Origin of the sequence: Polaribacter sp. KT 15, assembly GCF_900143115.1 — a bacterium.
GTDB classification, from domain to species: Bacteria; Bacteroidota; Bacteroidia; order Flavobacteriales; family Flavobacteriaceae; genus Polaribacter; species Polaribacter marinaquae.
Map to the genome: position 1 here is coordinate 2,996,211 of NZ_LT670850.1, position 20,668 is coordinate 3,016,878.

Sequence of the window (20,668 nt, forward strand, 5' to 3'; positions counted from 1 at the left end):
ATTAAATAAAAGTAAATTTTTTTTCACTTTTGTTTTTTGTATTGAAAAATAATATACATTTGATTAACTTATTTAAGTAAAATGTTTAGTTTTTCTTATTTCGGAAATAATTTTCTAACGGAGAATGAAAATTATATCGCATTTTGGAAATGCAACGAAAAAATTAAGGTATCTCCATTTTCAATTCTTCAAGAATTGCAGCTTTTTTCTAAGTTGCATGTAGTTTACTTGCAAATATTACAGTGATAAACCCTTTTTTAAAAGGTTATAATATCTATTCTAAAACTTAAAAATGTTTTAGTTCAGACAGGTTTATCGTACAATTAATTTAAAAATAAAAGTGAACACAAAATATAAAGATTTAATCGAACAAACGTTCGATTTTCCTCAAGAAGAATTTAAAACTGAAAACAATAAATTATTCTGGCACGGAATAAATTTAATGGAATTAACTGCCAAATATGGTGCACCGTTAAAGTTTACCTACTTGCCAAAAATATCAGAAAACATCAATAAAGCAAAAGAATGGTTTGAAAATAGTATGCAAAAGCATAACTATAAAGCAAACTATTTTTATAGTTATTGTACCAAAAGTTCTCATTTTAAGCATGTTTTAAATGAAGCTTTAAAAAATGATATTCATATAGAAACTTCATCTGCTTTTGATATCGATATTGTAAAAAAATTAAAAGCAGAAGGTAAAATTAAAGACAACACATTTGTAATATGTAATGGATTTAAAAGGGATCAATACATTAAAAATATTGGTGATTTAATTAATTCTGATCATAAAAATGTGATTCCTATTATTGATAATTTTGAGGAGTTACCGTTGTTGCAAAAAGAAACAGAAAAACCTTTTAAGGTTGGTATTAGAATTGCATCCGAAGAAGAACCAAAATTCGAATTTTACACATCTAGATTAGGTATTGGCTATAAAAATATTGTTTCTTTTTATGAAAGAGAAATTGCTAATAATACACAAGTAGATTTAAAAATGCTACATTTTTTTATCAATACAGGCATAAAAGACAATGCTTATTATTGGAACGAGTTGATGAAGTGTTTAAACGTTTATATCAACCTTAAAAAAGTTTGTCCGTCTTTAGATAGTTTAAATATTGGTGGTGGTTTTCCTATTAAAAACTCTTTGGGTTTTGAATATGATTATCAATATATGATTGATGAAATTATCAATCAAATTAAATTGGCTTGCGAAGAAGCAGATGTAGATGTACCAAACATTTTTACAGAATTTGGAAGCTTTACTGTTGGCGAATCTGGTGCTGCTATTTATGAAATTTTATATCAGAAAAAACAAAACGATAGAGAAAGATGGAACATGATAAACTCGTCTTTTATTACAACGTTACCAGATTCTTGGGCAATTAATAAACGCTTTATTATGCTGCCAATTAATAAGTGGAACAAGCAGTACGAAAGAGTTTTGTTGGGCGGTTTAACTTGCGACAGTGATGATTATTACAATTCTGAACAACATATAAACGGAATTTATTTACCTGTTTATGAGAAGAATAATCCGTTATACATTGGTTTTTTCAACACCGGTGCATATCAAGAATCTATAGGTGGTTTTGGTGGTTTGCAACATTGTTTAATTCCGCACCCAAAACACTTATTAATCGATAGAGATGAAAACGGAGAATTAACTTTTAACGTTTTTAAAGAACAACAAAAAAGCAACGAATTATTATCAATATTAGGTTATTAAAAAGAAAATAATCAATTAGATTTTAAATTTAATTATTAATTGATTATACAATTACAAGTATCTCAAATAAAATGAACACAAATAAAACATACGCAGGAATTCCGCAGGAGTTCGGAAACCTGTCAACTTCAAAAATAGTAATTATCCCTGTTCCTTATGATGGCACAAGTACATGGCAAAAAGGTGCAGACAAAGGTCCGGAAGCATTTTTAAATGCATCAGAAAACATGGAGCTGTATGATATAGAAACAGATACAGAGGTTTACAAAGAAGGCGTTTATTTAGCTGATGCTATTACTGAAAATTCATCTCCAGAAGCCATGGTAGAAGAAGTACATCAAATAACAAAAAAATATATCAATAGAAATAAATTTGTAACCGTTTTTGGTGGAGAACATTCTATTTCTATAGGAACAATTAGAGCTTTTAACGAGTGTTTTAGCGATTTAACAGTACTGCATATTGATGCACATGCAGATTTAAGAAAAGAGTATGAAGGTTCTTCTTGTAACCATGCTTGTGCTGTCTATGAGGCAAATCAAAATACAAATTTGGTACAAGTTGGTATTAGAAGTATGGATATTTCTGAAAAAAGAAATATGAATTTAGATAAGGTATTCTTTGCACACGATATGGCTGTAAATGAAGATTGGATGGAAGATGTTATCGACCAATTAGGTAAAAATGTTTTTATTACGTTTGATTTGGATGCTTTAGATCCGTCGATTATGCCATCTACAGGAACACCAGAACCAGGTGGATTGTTTTATTATGAAACGTTAGAATTTTTAAAAACAGTGTTCGAGCAAAAAAATGTTGTTGGTTTTGATATGGTTGAACTTTGCCCAAATGAAAATGAAAAATCATCTGATTTTTTAGCAGCAAAATTATTTTACAAAATGTTAAGTTATAAGTTTTCATCAAATGAAGATTCTTATGATATAGGAGAAGATCTTACAAAAGAAAATGTGTTTAAAAAAGTGGCAAAATTTAAAAATGATGAAGATGAATACTAATCAAAAACCAATATCAGAATTTATAGAAAAGTATTTTCTTCACTTTAATGCAGCGGCTTTAGTAGATGCTGCAAAAAGTTACGAAACGCAACTTAATAAAGGAAACAAAATGTTGGTTTCTTTAGCTGGTGCCATGAGTACGGCAGAATTGGGTAAAATTTTTGCAGAAATGATTCGTCAAGATAAAGTTCATATTATCTCTTGCACGGGCGCAAATTTAGAAGAAGATGTTATGAATTTGGTTGCACATTCTCACTATAAACGTGTACCGAATTATAGAGATTTAACACCGCAAGACGAATGGGATTTATTAGAAAAAGGCTTAAATAGAGTTACAGATACTTGTATACCAGAAGAAGAAGCTTTTAGAAGAATTCAAGAGCATATTGTAAAAATTTGGAAAGATGCAGAGGCAAACGGAGAACGTTATTTACCGCATGAATATATGTACAAGTTGTTACTTTCTGGTGTTCTAGAAGAGCATTATGAAATAGATTTAAAAGATTCTTGGATGTATGCGGCGGCAGAAAAAAACTTGCCAATTGTTGTGCCTGGTTGGGAAGATTCTACAATGGGTAACATTTTTGCATCTTATGTTTTAAAAGGAGAATTACAAGCTTCTACAGTAAAATCAGGAATAGAGTATATGACCTTTTTAGCCGATTGGTATACAGAGAATTCTAAAAACGGAATTGGTTTTTTTCAAATAGGAGGTGGAATTGCTGGTGATTTTCCTATTTGTGTTGTACCAATGTTGTATCAAGATATGGAAAGAACTGATACACCATTTTGGAGTTATTTTTGTCAAATTTCTGATTCTACAACAAGTTATGGATCCTATTCTGGAGCAGTTCCTAATGAAAAAATCACTTGGGGAAAATTAGATATAGATACACCTAAGTTTATTATAGAAAGTGATGCAACTATTGTTGCGCCTTTAATATTTGCTTATTTACTAGAAATGTAACACTTAAATTTTGCTTTTAAGCCAATAGAAAAACTATATTTATGAAAAGAGTAATTGTAGATTATGCAAAACTAACAACAGATATTTTAGATTTGTTGATAGAAAAATATCCTGATGGATATGATTATTCGGATATTTTATCTTTTAAAAATGCAAAAGGAGAGTATATAAAAGCTGTTGAAGTTAGGACAGAGGAAACCATTTATTTGGTGAAGATTAGTACTAAATTAGAGCAAACAATGGAAGATTATGCAGAAGATGAAGATTCTTTTGATGACGAATTTCAATTTAATGATTTAGATTCTTAATAAGTAAAAAAGCTCCGAAATTTTCGGAGCTTTTTATTTGTTATCTAATTATTTCTTCTTTTTCAATTCAAAAATATCTTTTCTTCTGTCTTTTAAGTTTCTAACAGAACCAAATTTGTTTAAATCTTTTAATAAATCTAAATCAACATCAGCAATTAAAATCATCTCTGTGTTTGTAGTTGCTTCTGCTTTAATTCCGTTAGCCGGAAAAGAAAAATCACAAGGCGTAAAAACCATAGATTGGGCATATTGTATATCCATATTATTTACTTTTGGTAAGTTACCAACACTACCAGCAATGGCTACATAACATTCATTTTCTATAGCTCTAGCCTGCGCACAATGTCTAACTCTAGAGTAACCATTTTGTGTGTCGGTTAAAAAAGGAATAAATAGAATATCCATACCTTCATCTGCAAGTAATCTACTTAATTCTGGAAACTCAGAATCGTAACAAATTAAAATACCTATTTTACCACAATCGGTATCAAAAGTTTTTAATTCATTACCACCTTGCATTCCCCAAACCTTTGCCTCATCTGGTGTAACATGTAGTTTTTCGTAACGGTCTGTTGTACCATCTCTTTTACATAGATAACCTACATTATACAATAAGCCATTTTTAATTTCTGGCATACTACCGGTAATGATATTGATGTTGTATGTTATAGCTAATTCAGAGAATTTTTGAACAATTTCTGGCGTATATTTGGCCAATTCTCTTATGGCTTGCGATTCTGGTAAATGATTATTAGCAGCCATTAACGGTGCATTAAAAAACTCTGGAAAGAGTGCAAAATCCGATCGGTATGCAGAAACGGCATCTACAAAATATTCTGCTTGTTGCATTAATTCTTCCAAATCTTTATACAAGCGCATTTGCCATTGTATTAATCCTAATCGAACCACTTTTTTATTACTAGCTGCTCTTTTAGATTTTTTTTGATAATAAATGTTATCCCATTCTAGTAATACAGCAAACTCACCAGAATTTTCATCACCTTCTAAATATCCCTTTAAAATTTTTGAAGGATGAAAATCATTAGAAATTTGAAAATTTAAAACTGGATCATGAATTTCTTTTCTTTTTACTTTTTCTATGTATTCTTTTGGTGATAATTTATTTGAAAACTTGTGATAATTAGGAATTCTACCGCCAAAAGCGATGCCTCTTAAGTTTAGTTTTTCTGTTAATTCTTTTCTGTAATCATACAACCTTCTACCTAATCGTAAACCTCTATATTCAGATTTAATAAAAACATCAATGCCGTATAAAACATCACCGTTTGTATTATGCGTATTAAAAGTAAATGCGCCTGTTATTTCTTTATACGTATGTTGGTCATCAAAACTATCGTAATCTAAAATTATCGAAAGAGCACAACCGGCTAATTCTCCGTTAATTTTTATCACTACTTGTCCTTCTGGAAATTTATCAATTAAAGCCTTAATTTGGTCTTCTTTCCAATAAGAATCTGGCATACTTGCATATGCTTCAATCATTGCTTCTTTTAACTGTTTGTAGTCATTTAATGTTAAATAATGAAGCTCAATATTCTCTATGTTTTGTATCATTTTTAATGCAATGGTTTTTTAAAATAGACCATTTTCTTAAAACAAAATTAGATAAAAAAAGAATTGATTTAACAAATTGTTAAAAATTTATTTTACTGTTTTTTAGTGAGTTAATTGGTTTTCTAAAATAGTTTTTTTGTACTTATTTGTAGCTTTTTTTAAACTTTCTGATAGTGATTTTAACCAAACCATATGATTAGAAATTAAATAGGCTTCTTGCAGTGCATGCAATGTTTTTTGGTCTATTTCGGTATTGCCTTTTTTAATGCTTTCATCTCTTAAATTAGATAATTTTTGATACGCATTTAAAAGTTTGTTTTCTGCTTTTTCTACAATTTCTTCTGCTACTTTAGCATTGCTAGTTTTTGCTTGTAAATTGGTACAAGCTAGTTGTAAAGAGTTGCTAATTTTATCAATTAAAATATCAAATTCTTTAGAAGCTGGTGTCGTTTTATGATTGATTATAAAGTTACCAATAGAAGCAATTGCAGAAACCATAGTTTGGTTAATGGTTACAATTTCATACACCAATTCAAATTCTTTTTGTTTTGATTTAGGGTCTTGAGTTAATCTTTGAAAAGAAGCATTTAAATTACTTATTGCTAAAAACACTTCTTTTCTAGCTAAATTATAATGTAATTTATTGATATTTGGGTTTTTATATAGTTCTTGCGTTGCTAGAAGATAATTTTTATTCATTTTAAGCGCATTTACTAAAATTTGTTTCTGATTATCTATTTCCCAAGTAGGAAGTATTAAATAATTAGTTACAATGGCAATTATAGCTCCGATAATAGTATCTAAAACCCTGTACTGAATTACTTCATATGCATCAGGATTCATTAAAGAGTATACAAATACAATACTTATTGTTACCAAAGCTGCTGCAGATTTATAATTTTGTTGCAACAATGAAACAGCAAAAATTAATGAAGAAAAAGCTAAGATGCTATAAACTACAATATTTTGAGTTATAGAAACAATACTTAAAGCAATTGCAGCACCAATTAAAGTTCCTATAATTCGATCTTTGGTTCTTAAACGTGTTAAACCGTAACTTGGTCGCATGATTACGATTATGGTTAATAAAATCCAATAGGTATTTTGTATTTCTAAAAAATATCCGAAGAGATAACCAAAAACCAAGGCAAATGTTAATCTTACAGAGTGTCTAAATATGGTAGATTTTAAGCTTAAATTCTGCAATAACACATTAAAACGATATTCTTGTAATGTTAAAAACTGATTTGAACTTTCTCTTTTTAAAGAAATTTTAGATGCATCATGTACATTGGCCATTACACGTCTAATTACTCTTATTTCTTCTAATAATTGCTCTTGATAATCGTATAAGTTTTGCAACACCAAAGCACCTTCTCTTGCTTCTGGAAGTTGAACACTTTCTACATATTGATTAATAGATTCTTTTGTTTTTGAAAGAGCTTTTAATAAAACATCTTTATTAGGTATTTTTTCGTTCTGAATTAATAATTCAGATAAAACAATAAGATGGTTTCCCATAATTTTGTTTAGTTTTTTAGATGCTTTTAAAAATGATTTTCGTTCGCCAAAAATAGAATCAATCATTTTATAATCTAAATGCTTGGCTTCAATTAATTCGAAAATTTTTATTGATGAAACAAAAATCAGTAATTGTTTTTCTTCGTATCTAGATCTACCAGAGCGTTTTCTTGCCGTAAGTAATGCTTCTCTTAAAGTTTCGTGTTTTTCATTAATTTGATTCTGAAGAACAAAAGTTTTTTTAAGTAACTCGTCTCTTTTTGTTTTTTTAGTTAAAAGTTTTGCTCTTAATTTTAAATAATCGCCAATTAGTAACAAAGAGTCAGATAATAATTGATTTTGATCTTTTTTAGGAGCTAGTTTTTGAAAAACATAAGAAACCACTAAATACCATAATCCGCCAAGAGTCATTAAACCAAGGTGTACCAATATTTCTTGAGTAGTTTGTTTCTGAATGGCAAAAGCAATAATCATTGCTAATAAACCAGAAAAAGAAACCAACGAAGCTCTAAATCCATAAACAGATAATAAAGAAACTATAAACGAAATAATTGTAATTACTAAAATTAAAAGCACTAAAAAAGGTTTGGCAAACAATATTGCAGCCGTAATAACCATTGATAATAGAATACTTATTAAAATAGCATTTACTTTTCTTTTGATACTTCCAGGTATATCACTTGGTGAATTTAAAAAAGTACCAACTGCAATTGCAGGTGCGTATTCAAAATATCCTAAAAAGTAGAGTAGGGCAAATGGTATTGCAATTGCAACACCAATTCTAATGCCTCTATTAAAATCAGAACTTTTTAAGAATAACTCTAAATGTTTTAATTTCTCTTTCAAGATTTGTAGTTGATTGTTAAGTTTATAAGATAGTAAAATCTTCTAACTAAGTGTTTTTATTTTGATCATAAAAAAACAAACCTCATTTTTTAACTAAAAATGAGGTTTTGTTTCTAAAATATAAATGCTATTTATTTAGCGGGTAAAACTTTACCAATACATTCTCCAAAACCAATTCTTATGGTATCATTTTTACAATGTGCACGCATGATAACAGTATCGTTATCGTTTATAAACTTACGTGTAGTTCCGTCTTTTAAAGTAATTGGGTTTTGTCCACGCCAAGTTAACTCTAACATAGAACCAAAACTATCTTTGGTTGGTCCAGAAATTGTACCAGAACCCATCATGTCACCAGCTTCTACAGGACAACCATTAACGGTATGATGTGCTAATTGCTGTGCCATCGTCCAGTACATATATTTAAAATTAGAGTTTGCAACAATTGTTTCTTCACCATTTTCTGGCTGAATACCAACTTGCAAATTAATATCGTAACTACCTTTTCCTTCTTGCTTTAAATAAGGTAAAGGCTCATGCACTTGCTTCGGATTTTCTGTTCTAAAAGGCTCTAATGCATCTAAAGTAACAATCCAAGGTGAAATTGTAGAAGCAAAATTCTTTCCTAAGAAAGGGCCTAATGGCACATATTCCCAAGCTTGAATATCTCTTGCAGACCAATCGTTAAATTGCACCAAACCAAAAATATACTCTTCTGCTTCTTCGATAGGAATTCTATCTCCAAGTACATTTGCATCCGTAGTAATAAATGCCATTTCTAATTCAAAATCTAATAATTTAGATGGTCCAAAACCAGGAGTTTTACTTCCTTCAGCAGGTTTTGTTTGTCCTAACGGTCTTCTAATTGGTGTGCCAGAAGGTATTATAGAAGAACTTCTACCATGGTAACCAATTGGTATATGTAACCAGTTTGGTAATAATGCATTTTCTGGATCTCTAAACAAAGAACCAACGTTTGTAGCGTGCTCTTTACTTGCATAAAAATCTGTATAATCGCCTACAGAAACGGGTAAAAGCATTTCAACCTCATCCATTCTAAAGATAATTTTGTCTTTATGGTTTGCGTTGTCTCTTAAATTGCCATTTGTTACGTCAAAAATTTCTGCAATTCTATTTCTAACCAAACGCCAAGTTTTTCTACCATCTGCAATAAAATCATTTAAATTATCTTGTAAGAAAATATCATCTGTTAATGGTATTCCTTCAAAATAACCTAATTGGTGTAAAGCGCCTAGATCAATAGCAAAATCGCCAATTCTACTTCCTATTGTAATAATATCATCTCTTGTAATAAAAACCCCAAACGGTATATTTTGTATCGGAAAATCTGAATCTTCTTCTACCTTTAACCATGATTTTCTATTCGGATTATTTGCTGTTATGATCATCTTATAAAAATCTTTATTTTGTTCAAATTTATGCAATTTTTTCTCATCTTTAAAATGAAATTTAACGAATAACTTATTTTTAACAATGCTTTTTTTTGAATTGTATAAATCTTAATAAGTTCTTTAAAAATATACGAAAAAGTTATTTAATAGGATTTTGTTTTTTGTTACATTTGATACTTATTCAAAACAATTACAATGCAATTAGACAATCAAATTTTTGACCTTATTCAGGAAGAAAAAGAAAGACAATTAAATGGTTTGGAATTAATCGCTTCAGAAAACTTTGTAAGCGACCAAGTTATGCAAGCTCAAGGTTCTATTTTAACGAATAAATACGCTGAAGGATATCCTGGTAAAAGGTATTATGGAGGTTGTGAAATAGTTGATATTGTAGAGCAAATAGCAATAGATAGAGCTAAAGAATTATTTGGTGCAGAGTACGTCAACGTACAGCCACATTCTGGTTCACAGGCTAACACAGCCGTTTTTGCAGCTTGTTTAAAACCTGGTGATACGATTTTAGGTTTCGATTTATCGCACGGTGGACATTTAACTCATGGTTCTTCTGTAAATTTTTCTGGTAAATTATACAACCCAACATTTTACGGTGTAGATGAAGAAACAGGAATTTTAAATTATGATAAAATTCAAGATATTGCAAATAAAGAACAACCAAAACTTATTATAGCTGGTGCTTCTGCATATTCTAGAGACATCGATTTTAAACGTTTTAGAGAAATTGCAGATAGTGTTGGTGCACTTTTATTAGCAGATATTTCTCATCCTGCAGGTTTAATTGCAAAAGGAATTTTAAATGATCCTTTGCCTCATTGTCATATTGTTACTACAACTACTCATAAAACATTACGTGGCCCAAGAGGTGGTATGATTATGATTGGTAAAGATTTTGAAAATCCTTTCGGAGAAACACTTAAAAGTGGTAAACCTAAAAAAATGTCGACATTATTAAATTCGGCAGTTTTTCCTGGTAACCAAGGTGGGCCGTTAGAACACGTTATTGCTGCAAAAGCAGTAGCTTTTGGAGAAGCATTAACAGATGAGTTTTTAGAATATCAAATTCAAGTAAAAGAAAATGCAGCAGCAATGGCAAAAGAATTTGTAGCAAAAGGTTATAAAATTATTTCTGGTGGTACAGATAACCATTGTATGCTAATAGATTTACGTAATAAAAATATTTCTGGTAAAGATGCAGAAATTGCTTTAGGTAAAGCAGATATTACGGTTAATAAAAATATGGTTCCTTTTGATGATAAGTCTCCTTTTGTAACTTCTGGTATTAGAGTTGGTACGCCAGCGATTACAACAAGAGGTTTAAAAGTAGAAGATATGAAAGCTGTTGTAGACTTTATTGATGAAGCGATTAATAATGCAGATAACGAAGAGGCTTTACATGAAATAGGTGAACGTGTTTCTGATATGATGAGCGCAAGAAGACTATTTGTAATGTAATTTTCTATAAAAATTATAAAAAAAGCATCAAGAATAATTTCTTGATGCTTTTTTTATGCTAAATACTTAAGAGTTGTTTTTACCAGCTTTTAACTTCTTTTTCTATTTTTTCTCGGGTTTCACCGTATTTTTCTTGAATTTGTCCAACAAGTTTATCAAATTTACCATCAGTTTCGGTAGATTTATCGTTGGTAATATTACCAAACTCTTCTTTAAATTCACCTTTTATTTGTTTCCACTTACCTTCGTTTGTATCCGTATTCATATTATTTAGTTTTATGTACTATTTCTAGTACTGGTTAATAATAGTACAAATTTAAAGCCTTTATATATAGAATGTTAGTGGTATCAATCGAAAGAATAACTCATATGAAATATTACTTGCTTTTTTCTGAGTTTTGAATTTTATCAGCAACTTTGTCTTTATCTTTAGTAACACTATGAACTTGATCTTTTAATTTATCTTTATCTTCTCCTTTTAATCTATTTTTATCGCTATCAGTATCTTTATAGCCTTTTTTTACAGTTCCTTTTAAGGGATGTAAACCTCTTTCATGAACATCTCCAGAGTTTCCTTTTGTTACATTTTCGGCACTTGGTCTTTCTTTATTTGACATAATATTTTTCTTTAAGTTATAATACACCAAAATTAATTTTAATTGTACGGTTGTATTAACTAATAAGGATTAAATAATGACTCAAAAGAAATAAAATCAGTTTTCTTTAGAACGTTCTAATAAGTTTTCTGGAATAGATTTTTTAGCTTTAGCTCCCATTTCTTTTAATTTCTGAACGCTTTTAATAAGGTTTCCTCTACCATCAACCAATTTATTCATGGCATTAGAATATTCTTTTTTACTGTCATCGATTTTTTTACCAATTCCAATTAAATCATTTAAAAGACCCTCAAATTTATCATATAAAGCACCCGCTTGTCTTGCTATTTCGAGTGCATTTCTTTGTTGCTTTTCATTGTTCCACATCGTATCTATGGTACGTAATGTAGCTAATAGGGTAGAAGGTGTAACAATAACAATATTTTTATCGAAAGCTTTGTTATATAGATGCGTGTCTTCATTTAAAGCAATTGCAAAAGCAGGTTCTATCGGAATAAAAAGCAATACAAAATCAGGAGATGCTATCTTATATATGTCTTCGTATTTTTTATCACTTAATTGTGTAATGTGTCTTTTTAAAGAATTTACATGCTCTTTTAAGAAAGTTTGTCTTAAACTTTCGTCTTCTTCATTTACATATTGTTCATAAGCCACTAAAGAAACCTTAGAGTCGATAATCATTTTTTTATTGTTCGGCAGATGAATAACTACATCGGGCAAAACCCTTTTGCCATCGTCATTTGTAAAACTTTGCTGAACAAAGTATTCTCGGTCTTTTTCTAAGCCAGATTTTTCTAAAACTCGTTCTAAGACGAGCTCACCCCAATTTCCTTGAACTTTATTATCGCCTTTTAGAGCTTTTGTTAAATTAATGGTTTCTTTACTCATTTGTAGGTTTAACTCTTTTAAACCAAGTATTTGCTGACGTAAAGCAGCATGATAATCGATACTTTCTTTATGAGTTTTTTCAACCTTATCTTCAAATCCTTTTATTTTTTCTTGTAAAGGATTTAATATATTTTGAATATTTTCTTTGTTCTGAACAGTAAATTTGTTCGATTTTTCATCTAAAATTTTATTCGCTAAATTTTCAAATTCTTTCGTGAACTTTTGTTGTAAATTTTCTACTTCGGTTTTGTTTTCCTTTAATTTAAGCTGAAGATTTTCAATTTCAAATTCTTGTTTTGATGTTATGGTAAGAAGTTTTTCTTTTTCTTGTTGATTATTTTTTAATTCTTGCTGATTTTCTATGAAGTTATTTTCTAAAGTTTCTTTAGACTGAGATAACCTAATAGATCTCTCTTCTAACGTGGCATTTGCTTTTTCTAAAATCGATTTTTCTTTCTCAAAATTAATTTTTGAAATTAATTTACCAATTAAAAAGCCAAATATTAAAAAAACTACAGCAATTATTAAGTATATGATTATTTCTGTCATCATGTCGAATTAAGTCCTTAAATTTATCAATTATAAAAAGAACACAAAACCTTTACTTTAGGTTTTTGTAAACAATTAACTTATCACGACAATTTGAAAGCAATATCTAAGTTTATTTTACATACTATTTTGGGTTGGAAGATTGAAAATGGTTTTCCGAAAGAGCCAAAGAAATATATTGTTATTGCCGCACCACATACTAGTTGGGTAGATTTTCCTATTGCAATTTTAACAAGAATGAGCGAAGGTATAATGGTTCATTTTATAGGAAAAAGTACTCTATTTAAATGGCCGTTTGGTTATTTTTTTAGAATTCTAGGAGGCACACCTGTAGATAGATCTAAAAGTAATAATATGGTAGATGCTGTTATTAAACTTTTTAATTCTAAAGAAGAATTTAGGTTAGGAATTTCGCCAGAAGGAACTCGAAAAAAGGTAGAAAAATGGAAAACAGGATTCTATTATATTGCAAAAGGAGCTAATGTACCTATTGTTATGGCAACGTTAGATTTTGAAAATAAGACAGTTAAAATATCCGAACCTTATTACCCAACAGACAGTTTAGAGAAGGATTTTGATAATTTTAAGAGTTTTTTTAAGAATATTAAGGGGAAAAACCCTGAATTATTTTAAAGAATGTAGTTTTAATAAATAAAATTCACTAAGTTTGTAATAGTAAATCGTTTTTAATAGAGATTAGGGGCTCTATTATTAAAAATTTACTTTATAGCATATGCTATGATGTAAGTCTTCAGTTCGCTGAAGACTTTTTTTTATGAATTTTTTTCTACAACTTTTTTTGCAATACCAATAATTACTTCTGTAGCTTTTACCATAGATTCTACAGGAACATATTCATATCTTCCGTGAAAATTATGTCCGCCAGCAAAAATATTAGGACATGGCAATCCTTTATACGATAATTGAGAACCATCTGTACCACCTCTTATTGGTTTAATTATAGGTGTAATTTCTAAGTCTTTCATTACTTCTTCAACCAAATCTACAATATGCATAACGGGTACAATTTTTTCTCGCATATTAAAATACTGATTTTCTATAGAAACTTCAATTAACTCTTGACCCAATCTTTCATTAAAATCGAATGCTATTTTTTGCATCAAATATTTTCTTTTTTCAAATAAATCTAAGTCATGATCTCTAATAATGTATTCTAAAACTGTTTTTTCTACATTACCATGCATGTCGTGCAAATGAAAAAAACCTTCGTAACTAGATGTTTTTTCTGGAACTTCTTCTTGCGGAATAGCTGCCATAAAATCATTTGCAATTTTAAGAGAGTTTATCATTTTGCCTTTTGCATAACCAGGATGAACAATTTTACCTGTAACAGTTACTTTTGCACTAGCTGCATTAAAGTTTTCATATTCTAATTCTCCTATTTGACTTCCATCCATAGTGTAAGCCCATTCTGCATCAAATTTATTTACATCAAATTTATGTGCACCTTTACCAACTTCTTCATCGGGTGTAAAACAAATTCTAATTTTACCATGCTTAATTTCTGGATGTTTAATTAGATATTCCATAGCGGTTACAATTTCTGTTACACCAGCTTTGTCATCTGCACCCAACAAAGTTGTACCGTCTGTAGTAATTAAAGTTTGCCCTTTATATTGTAGTAAATCTTCGAAATAATTTGGAGATAATATGATGTTTTTTTCTTCGTTTAATAGAATATCATTTCCTTGGTAATTTTCTACTATTTGTGGTTTTACGTTTTTACCAGTAAAATCCGGACTTGTATCAATATGCGCAACAAAGCCAATTGTAGGTACTCGATGGTCTATATTGCTAGGCAACGTTGCCATGATGTAGCAATTTTCATCTAAATCTACATCTTGCATTCCAATTTCTTTCAATTCATCAACTAAAATCTTTGCTAAATCCCATTGTTTTTCTGTACTAGGAAAAGCTGGGTTATTTGGATCTGATTCTGTATCTATAGTTACATACTTAATAAACCTATCTGTAATATGTTTTTTATCAATCATTTACTGTTCAATTTTAATTTTATCTATTAAAGTTAAAGCCTTACAAATTCTTTTTTGCACTAAAGAATCGCCATAAACTTCTGCTTTTATAGCTAAAGAACTACTTTTATTTAAAGGTACAAATACTTGTAAAGATTTGTATTTAAAATTCTGTTTTTTACCAATAGAAACAACATAATAACTTTTTCTATTTAAAAAAGTTATTTCTTTCTGTTCTTTTTGAATTAGTTTATTAGTTAAGTTTTCGTGTTCTATTTTTAGCTTAAAGATATCATCTATTTCTATAGCGTTATTGATGAAGTTTACGTCTAAAAGCAAACTTTTGGTAAGTTGCTTTGTTGTATCTGCTGTATAAATAGAAGATTGATAATTGTCTGTAAAATTGCTTGTTTTCCAATTATTAGGCAAACTTATTTTAAAGCTGTTTTTAGCATCTGAAATTTCTTTTAAATTCTTAAAATAAATCTCATTACAACTAAGGTTTTGTTTTAGGTCTGATGACTTATTGCAATTAAAAAGTAGGAGTAAAGCTCCTAAAATAAGGGCGTATTTAAAAAGAAATTTACAATTCAAGTTTTCCTATTTTATTTGCACCACCTAACCAAGCAGTATTTTTATTTATAAATTGAATGGTATAATAACTATCATTAGAAACTTTGTTCCATGTTAATCCACCATCTTTAGAGTAAGAAATACCAGTTTTACCTACAGCAAAAACTTCTTTTCCGTTGGTGTTAGGTACAAACTGTACGCAACTTTTATAATTAGGATTTTCTGCATCTGCAATTAAAGTCCAAGTTTTACCACCATCTGCAGTAATTGCTTTATTAGCCTTATTTTCTAATGGTTTCGAGTAATCGCCACCAATTGCAATTCCGTTATTTTTATTATAAAAATCGATAGAATATATTCCCTGTGGTCCATTACCTTGTATTATTGGGGTTTCAAATAGTTGCCATGTTTTTCCGAAGTTATTAGACTTTAAAATTCTAGATTTTTTACCACCCGAGGCAATATAAACGGTACTGCCAATTGTTTTAATATTGGTGTTACTTGCAGCAAAAAAAGCTTCACCTTCGGCTATTTCAGGTAAATTTTCGCACGGAATTTTATGCCAGTTTTCTCCACCATCATCAGTAACTAAAATAGAAGCACAGTTCTCTGTAGGATCACCAACGGCAATACCATGCTTATTATCATCAAAAAATGCAATTGCATCATAAAAAACTTTGGCATCTTCTTCTGTATATTGTAAAGTAGCTTCCATATCAGAAATTTTATAAAGCAATGCAGGATTTGCAATAGATAATGCAAAGTAATCTGAGCCATTAAATGCTAAACTTCTAAAATTAGGAATTATAGAGTCTTTATATTTTATATTTAAAATAGACCAAGTTTTACCGTTATCTACAGTTGTTCCTATAGTTCCGTTAGAGCCAGCATAAACAACTGTTGTCGAATCTATTACTTGAATTGCTCTTATGCTAGTAGTATCAATGTTATATGCTTCAATAGAAATTGTACTAATATTTCTTGGCTGATATTCTTGTTTACAAGAGATTAAAAAAAGGAAAATTAAAATAATACCGAATATTCTTCTCATTTTTGATATTTTTATACGACTAAAGTAATCAAATCATAATTGATAATGAAAAAAGCATTGGTAATTTCTGGCGGAGGAAGTAAAGGAGCATTTGCAGGAGGTGTTGCGCAGTACTTAATGAAACATGAAAACAAAAAATACGATTTGTTTTTAGGAACCTCTACAGGAAGTTTAATGGTATCTCATTTGGCTATGGATATGTTAGATGAACTTAAAGAGTTGTATACCAATGTTAATCAAGAAACTATTTTTAGTAACAATCCTTTTAAAATTAGAAAAGTTGCTGGTGAAAAAGTGATAAGCATTAACCACTTAAATACATTTTGGAATTTTTTAAATGGTAGAAAAACTTTTGGAGAAAGTAAAAATTTAAGATCTCTAATTAAAAAAAATGTTACCAAAGAAATGTATGTTAAAATTAGAGCGGCAAATAAAGAAGTTGTTGTTACTGTTTCTAATTTAACGGCAAATCAAATTGAGTATAAATCGATTAACGATTGTAGTTATGAAGATTTTTGTGATTGGATTTGGGGGTCTTGCAACTATGTTCCGTTTATGAGTTTATTAGAAAAAGATCACTGTCAATATGCCGATGGTGGTTTTGGTTCTTTAATACCAATTAGAGAAGCTATTTTAAGAGGAGCTACAGAAATTGATGCAATTATTTTAGAAACAGAAGTTACTCAAATTAATAGGTTGCCTGCAAAGAATCCGTTTTCTTTATTATTTGATGTAATGGATTTTATGTTGGTACATGTAGAAAGGCATAATATTACTATTGGTAAATTAGCGGCGTCAAATAAAGATATCAAACTAAACTTATATTATACACCAACAGTTTTAACCACCAACTCTTTGGTTTTTGATAAAAAACTAATGAAAAAATGGTGGAAATCTGGATTTAATTATGCTAAATCTAAAGAAGAAGAGAAGATGAGCGAATTTAGACCAGATATTCTTACCGATCAAGAAATGGAAGATTCTGCAGAAGAGGCTGAAAATTTAAATATCTAGTAAAAAAAAATCCAGCAATTAAGCTGGATTTTTTAATTTGTTATTTTAATTCGGAATACATATTATTCTTTGCCGGTGTAGCCAATTTAGAATTAAATATTTCTTCTGTTTTAATAAAGTCTTTTGTTTTTGCTGATGATTTTGCGCCAGTAGAAATATATTCTAGAGTTCTATCTAATAATGGATCTGATCTTTCACCTAAAACACCTAAGTTACCAATATCTTCACCTAAATTAATACCTGTAAAATTTGTTCCAGGTACAATTCCGTTCGGGTAGTTTTTACCATCTTTATTTGTAATTTCTAAAACTAATGGCTGCATTGCATATGTATGCTCTGTATTTAAATTGTCTCCACTTCTAAATAAATTATCAGAATCGTACAAAGTAATAGAACCTACTTGTTTACCTACAGTTGTTGTACCAACAATTTTAACATCGATGTATGCATCTAAAGCATTTATAACTAATTCTGATGCAGATGCAGAACTACCAGAAACTATAAAATAAACTCTAGATAAGTTTAAACTGTTTATAGCTTCATCAACAACAATATTATCATTAGCATCTGTTTTGGTAATTCTTGTTGGAAAATTATTAATAAAATTATCAGGTGAAAAAGCATCTAAAACTTTATCATTCCAAACCTCTTTAGAATAAACTTCTCCTGTAAATTGACCAGTTACCATACTTCCTAAATATCCAGCAGTACTTGTAGAACCACCACCATTATATCTTAAATCGATAATTAAATCGTTTACTGCTTCTGCTTTAAAATTACTAAAAGCAGCATTTAAATCTTGGTCGTACGAACTTGCAAATTGATTGTACATTAAATAACCAATTTTTTGAGTTCCATCTGTAATCACTTTAGAAACTGCAATTGGATTTTCTTGAACTTCTGTTTTGTCTAAAATTATTGTGTTGTTATTGTTTATCGGGTTTCCGTTATTATAATCTGCTAAACCTAAAGAGAAAGATGTATCATTACTAAATAGTAGTTCTCTAAAATTACTATCAGTTAATTGTATACCATTAATTGAATTAAAATACATACCTCTAGTTAGTCCAGAACTAGAAGCACTAGAATTAGGAATTACATATCTAATATAGCCGAAAATATTTGTGCTGCTATTTGTATATCGTACAAGTCCAAACTCCATACCCGTACTTAAATTAATACCCTGAAAAGAATTTTCTAAAGCTACATAATCATCAACAATCCAAGAAAAACGATCTACAACTCCGGGTTGACTTAATAAACTATTAAAAGTAGCTTCTGGAGTATCATATTTTCTAAAATAAGTATATAACTCTTCTAAGTTATTAAATCTATTATCGGCTAAATCTGGAACATCTTTTTGCCATAAATAATATAGGTTTAACCCTTTGTATATAAAATGATTAATTTCATCTGATGTTGAAACTTCAAAATCTTCATTAATACCTGTATCTTCTTTACTACAAGAAATATTTATTAATAATGTAAAAAGTAATAGTGTGCTTAAATATTTTTTCATTTTAATTTGTATTAGGTAAATCTTGTTTTATAAATACGCCATTATCAAATTCTCTTTGGATATCAATTGAATTAAATAAATGTGTAAAATTATTAGGATTACACACAACATTTGTACCAAGATTTCCTGTTGAGATATATTCTAATACTTTATCTAAAATAGGTTCTGACCTTTCGCCAACAAAACCTAGATTTAAAATATCTTCATTTGGACAAGTTGCAATTGTTGGTGTAAAACCCTCGTTATAGGTTTGGTCGTCTTTATTGTAAAAACTTAACACAACAGGTTGTAAAGCTACTGTATGTGTATCGTTTTTTAGTTCGATATCGTAGTCTTGAGAATTATATAAAGTTATAGAACCTGTATTGTTTCCATTAGTAGCTGTACCTACAATATTTACGTTTATATAAGGTTTTAGGCTATTTATTAATAGTTCTATTGCAGAAGAAGCGCTAAAAGAATCACCATTTAAAATTATGTAAACTTCTGTTAGGTTTAAACTATTAAAATCTGTTGAAGAATTAAGTTTAGCAGGAAATTTAGTTAATAATGAATCTGGTTGATTTTCTAAAAACCAAGGTTGTGCTTTCGAGTTCCATTCTTCTTTTATAAAAACTTCATCTGTAAATTGCCCGGTAATCATAGTTGCCAAATTGGTAATATTTTTAGCGAAACTACCACCAGTAATATTGTATCTTAAATCTAAAACCAATTCGTTAATATTTTGATTTTTAAAATTTAAGAAAGTGTTGTTTAAATTGTTAATTGACGATTTAGATAAATTGTTATTGTACATTAAATAACCAATATTGTCTGAACCTATATTAAAGGTTTTTTCTAAAAATGTAGTTTCGTAATCGTAATTTTCTTTATCTAAAACAACCGTTTTTGCGTTTGGTGTAACAGTTGTTCCGTCAAAATCTACCATATTTAAAGTATAAGATGTATCACCACTTATTAATAAATCAAAGTAATTATCTTCTGTTAATAAGATGTTATTTACAGCGTTAAAAAACTCACCTCTTTGTAAATCTTTTGAAGCTGCATTCGAATTAGGTAAAATATGTGTTACATAACCAATAACAGTATTTGTAGTAGTGTTAGGTTGCGCGATAATGCCAAATTCCATTCCGTTTACAAAAGCAGACCTTGGTATATCTAAATCTAAATTTGTATAATCTTCAATAAGCATAGACTTTTCATCAGTACTTAATAATAAACTAGAAAAAAGTGTATTATAATCTGCAAAACCAGTTAAATAAGCATTTAGTTGTTGGTCTGAGTTAAAACGTCTGTCAGATAAATCAGCAATTTCATCTTGATGCAAATAATATGCGTTTAAACCTTTCCAAACAAAATCGTGCACAACTAAATTATTGGGTATTTGGTACTCTTTAGAACAATTGATAAGTAATAGTGTAATTGAGCCTAAATAAAAGAGTTTTAAGAGGTTTTTCATTTATAAAAAATAAGAATTGTTTTAATAATCTAACGCAATATAAATAGAAATAGTATTATTTTTAAATTCTTGTGTAACAAAATATATTGTTACTCGTCGTAATGATGTAAACCCGATAATAAAATAAGTTTAATTAACAGGTTTACCATTAATCAAC

The 20,668-nt window shown here is 29.2% G+C and carries 18 protein-coding genes; 7 read left to right on the forward strand and 11 right to left on the reverse strand.

The window, feature by feature from the left end; translation table 11 throughout:
* Window positions 1-340: 340 nt before the first annotated feature.
* The 4 genes from B5464_RS13250 to B5464_RS13265 all read left to right on the forward strand — a co-directional run bounded on the left by B5464_RS13250 (window position 341) and on the right by B5464_RS13265 (window position 4,023).
* Window positions 341-1,732 (forward strand): arginine decarboxylase, encoded by a 1,392-nt coding sequence (locus B5464_RS13250; protein WP_079738768.1) that lies wholly within the window; start codon window positions 341-343, stop codon window positions 1,730-1,732.
* 71 nt (window positions 1,733-1,803) lie between these two features.
* A complete protein-coding gene (gene speB, locus B5464_RS13255; RefSeq protein ID WP_079738769.1) occupies window positions 1,804-2,748 on the forward strand; it encodes an agmatinase in 945 nt (314 codons plus the stop codon).
* Window positions 2,738-3,715 (forward strand): deoxyhypusine synthase family protein, encoded by a 978-nt coding sequence (locus B5464_RS13260; protein ID WP_077811337.1) that lies wholly within the window; start codon window positions 2,738-2,740, stop codon window positions 3,713-3,715. The genes speB and B5464_RS13260 overlap by 11 nt, the downstream gene beginning before the upstream one ends.
* A 41-nt stretch (window positions 3,716-3,756) precedes the next feature.
* Entirely contained in the window at window positions 3,757-4,023 is a 267-nt protein-coding gene (locus B5464_RS13265; RefSeq protein WP_077809204.1) for a hypothetical protein, read from the forward strand.
* Window positions 4,024-4,071: 48 nt separating this feature from the next.
* On the opposite strand, the gene B5464_RS13270 is transcribed toward B5464_RS13265, so the two are convergent.
* From B5464_RS13270 to fahA, 3 genes are all read right to left on the reverse strand, one after another.
* Window positions 4,072-5,598, reverse strand: coding sequence for a carbon-nitrogen hydrolase family protein (locus B5464_RS13270; RefSeq protein WP_079738770.1), 1,527 nt, complete (start codon window positions 5,596-5,598; stop codon window positions 4,072-4,074).
* Between the two features lie 102 nt (window positions 5,599-5,700).
* Entirely contained in the window at window positions 5,701-7,965 is a 2,265-nt protein-coding gene (locus B5464_RS13275) for an FUSC family membrane protein (protein ID WP_079738771.1), read from the reverse strand.
* 131 nt (window positions 7,966-8,096) lie between these two features.
* Window positions 8,097-9,374, reverse strand: coding sequence for a fumarylacetoacetase (gene fahA, locus B5464_RS13280; RefSeq protein ID WP_079738772.1), 1,278 nt, complete (start codon window positions 9,372-9,374; stop codon window positions 8,097-8,099).
* 198 nt (window positions 9,375-9,572) lie between these two features.
* Between fahA and glyA the strand changes: the two genes are divergently transcribed.
* Window positions 9,573-10,847 (forward strand): serine hydroxymethyltransferase, encoded by a 1,275-nt coding sequence (gene glyA, locus B5464_RS13285; protein WP_079738773.1) that lies wholly within the window; start codon window positions 9,573-9,575, stop codon window positions 10,845-10,847.
* Between the two features lie 79 nt (window positions 10,848-10,926).
* Here glyA and B5464_RS13290 read toward each other — a convergent pair whose 3' ends face one another.
* The 3 genes from B5464_RS13290 to rmuC form a co-directional block, all read right to left on the reverse strand.
* Window positions 10,927-11,112, reverse strand: a complete 186-nt coding sequence (locus B5464_RS13290; protein ID WP_079738774.1) for a CsbD family protein — start codon at window positions 11,110-11,112, stop codon at window positions 10,927-10,929.
* A 112-nt stretch (window positions 11,113-11,224) separates the two neighbouring features.
* The gene (locus B5464_RS13295; RefSeq protein WP_079738775.1) at window positions 11,225-11,464 is read right to left on the reverse strand and encodes a hypothetical protein; all 240 of its coding nucleotides are present in this window, start codon (window positions 11,462-11,464) and stop codon (window positions 11,225-11,227) included.
* A gap of 96 nt (window positions 11,465-11,560) precedes the next feature.
* Entirely contained in the window at window positions 11,561-12,901 is a 1,341-nt protein-coding gene (gene rmuC / locus B5464_RS13300) for a DNA recombination protein RmuC (protein ID WP_079738776.1), read from the reverse strand.
* A gap of 93 nt (window positions 12,902-12,994) precedes the next feature.
* Between rmuC and B5464_RS13305 the strand changes: the two genes are divergently transcribed.
* The gene (locus B5464_RS13305; RefSeq protein WP_079738777.1) at window positions 12,995-13,534 is read left to right on the forward strand and encodes a 1-acyl-sn-glycerol-3-phosphate acyltransferase; all 540 of its coding nucleotides are present in this window, start codon (window positions 12,995-12,997) and stop codon (window positions 13,532-13,534) included.
* 140 nt (window positions 13,535-13,674) lie between these two features.
* Here B5464_RS13305 and pepT read toward each other — a convergent pair whose 3' ends face one another.
* The 3 genes from pepT to B5464_RS13320 are packed head-to-tail and all read right to left on the reverse strand — an operon-like array spanning window position 13,675 to window position 16,519.
* Complete coding sequence (pepT, locus tag B5464_RS13310; protein ID WP_079738778.1) at window positions 13,675-14,916, reverse strand: peptidase T; 1,242 nt, start codon at window positions 14,914-14,916, stop codon at window positions 13,675-13,677.
* Window positions 14,917-15,489: a hypothetical protein gene (locus tag B5464_RS13315; protein ID WP_079738779.1), complete on the reverse strand. Its 573-nt coding sequence runs from the start codon at window positions 15,487-15,489 to the stop codon at window positions 14,917-14,919.
* Entirely contained in the window at window positions 15,479-16,519 is a 1,041-nt protein-coding gene (locus B5464_RS13320) for an oxidoreductase (protein ID WP_079738780.1), read from the reverse strand. Before B5464_RS13320 ends, B5464_RS13315 begins: the two co-directional genes overlap by 11 nt.
* Window positions 16,520-16,564: 45 nt before the next feature.
* Here B5464_RS13320 and B5464_RS13325 point away from each other — a divergent pair, with 45 nt between their 5' ends.
* Window positions 16,565-17,533, forward strand: coding sequence for a patatin family protein (locus B5464_RS13325; RefSeq protein WP_079738781.1), 969 nt, complete (start codon window positions 16,565-16,567; stop codon window positions 17,531-17,533).
* A 40-nt stretch (window positions 17,534-17,573) separates the two neighbouring features.
* Here B5464_RS13325 and B5464_RS13330 read toward each other — a convergent pair whose 3' ends face one another.
* Window positions 17,574-19,052, reverse strand: coding sequence for a S41 family peptidase (locus tag B5464_RS13330; protein WP_079738782.1), 1,479 nt, complete (start codon window positions 19,050-19,052; stop codon window positions 17,574-17,576).
* 1 nt (window position 19,053) lies between these two features.
* The gene (locus tag B5464_RS13335) at window positions 19,054-20,511 is read right to left on the reverse strand and encodes a S41 family peptidase (protein ID WP_079738783.1); all 1,458 of its coding nucleotides are present in this window, start codon (window positions 20,509-20,511) and stop codon (window positions 19,054-19,056) included.
* Window positions 20,512-20,668 lie beyond the last annotated feature (157 nt).

Excerpts from the sequence above, each read along its gene's own strand:
- pepT (WP_079738778.1), bottom strand. The coding sequence starts at position 14,916 with ATGATTGATAAAAAACATATTACAGATAGGTTTATTAAGTATGTAACT.
- rmuC (WP_079738776.1), bottom strand. The coding sequence starts at position 12,901 with ATGACAGAAATAATCATATACTTAATAATTGCTGTAGTTTTTTTAATA.
- B5464_RS13325 (WP_079738781.1), top strand. The coding sequence starts at position 16,565 with ATGAAAAAAGCATTGGTAATTTCTGGCGGAGGAAGTAAAGGAGCATTT.
- glyA (WP_079738773.1), top strand. The coding sequence starts at position 9,573 with ATGCAATTAGACAATCAAATTTTTGACCTTATTCAGGAAGAAAAAGAA.
- speB (WP_079738769.1), top strand. The coding sequence starts at position 1,804 with ATGAACACAAATAAAACATACGCAGGAATTCCGCAGGAGTTCGGAAAC.
- B5464_RS13260 (WP_077811337.1), top strand. The coding sequence starts at position 2,738 with ATGAATACTAATCAAAAACCAATATCAGAATTTATAGAAAAGTATTTT.
- B5464_RS13330 (WP_079738782.1), bottom strand. The coding sequence starts at position 19,052 with ATGAAAAAATATTTAAGCACACTATTACTTTTTACATTATTAATAAAT.
- B5464_RS13290 (WP_079738774.1), bottom strand. The coding sequence starts at position 11,112 with ATGAATACGGATACAAACGAAGGTAAGTGGAAACAAATAAAAGGTGAA.
- B5464_RS13265 (WP_077809204.1), top strand. The coding sequence starts at position 3,757 with ATGAAAAGAGTAATTGTAGATTATGCAAAACTAACAACAGATATTTTA.
- B5464_RS13320 (WP_079738780.1), bottom strand. The coding sequence starts at position 16,519 with ATGAGAAGAATATTCGGTATTATTTTAATTTTCCTTTTTTTAATCTCT.
- fahA (WP_079738772.1), bottom strand. The coding sequence starts at position 9,374 with ATGATCATAACAGCAAATAATCCGAATAGAAAATCATGGTTAAAGGTA.
- B5464_RS13335 (WP_079738783.1), bottom strand. The coding sequence starts at position 20,511 with ATGAAAAACCTCTTAAAACTCTTTTATTTAGGCTCAATTACACTATTA.
- B5464_RS13295 (WP_079738775.1), bottom strand. The coding sequence starts at position 11,464 with ATGTCAAATAAAGAAAGACCAAGTGCCGAAAATGTAACAAAAGGAAAC.
- B5464_RS13270 (WP_079738770.1), bottom strand. The coding sequence starts at position 5,598 with ATGATACAAAACATAGAGAATATTGAGCTTCATTATTTAACATTAAAT.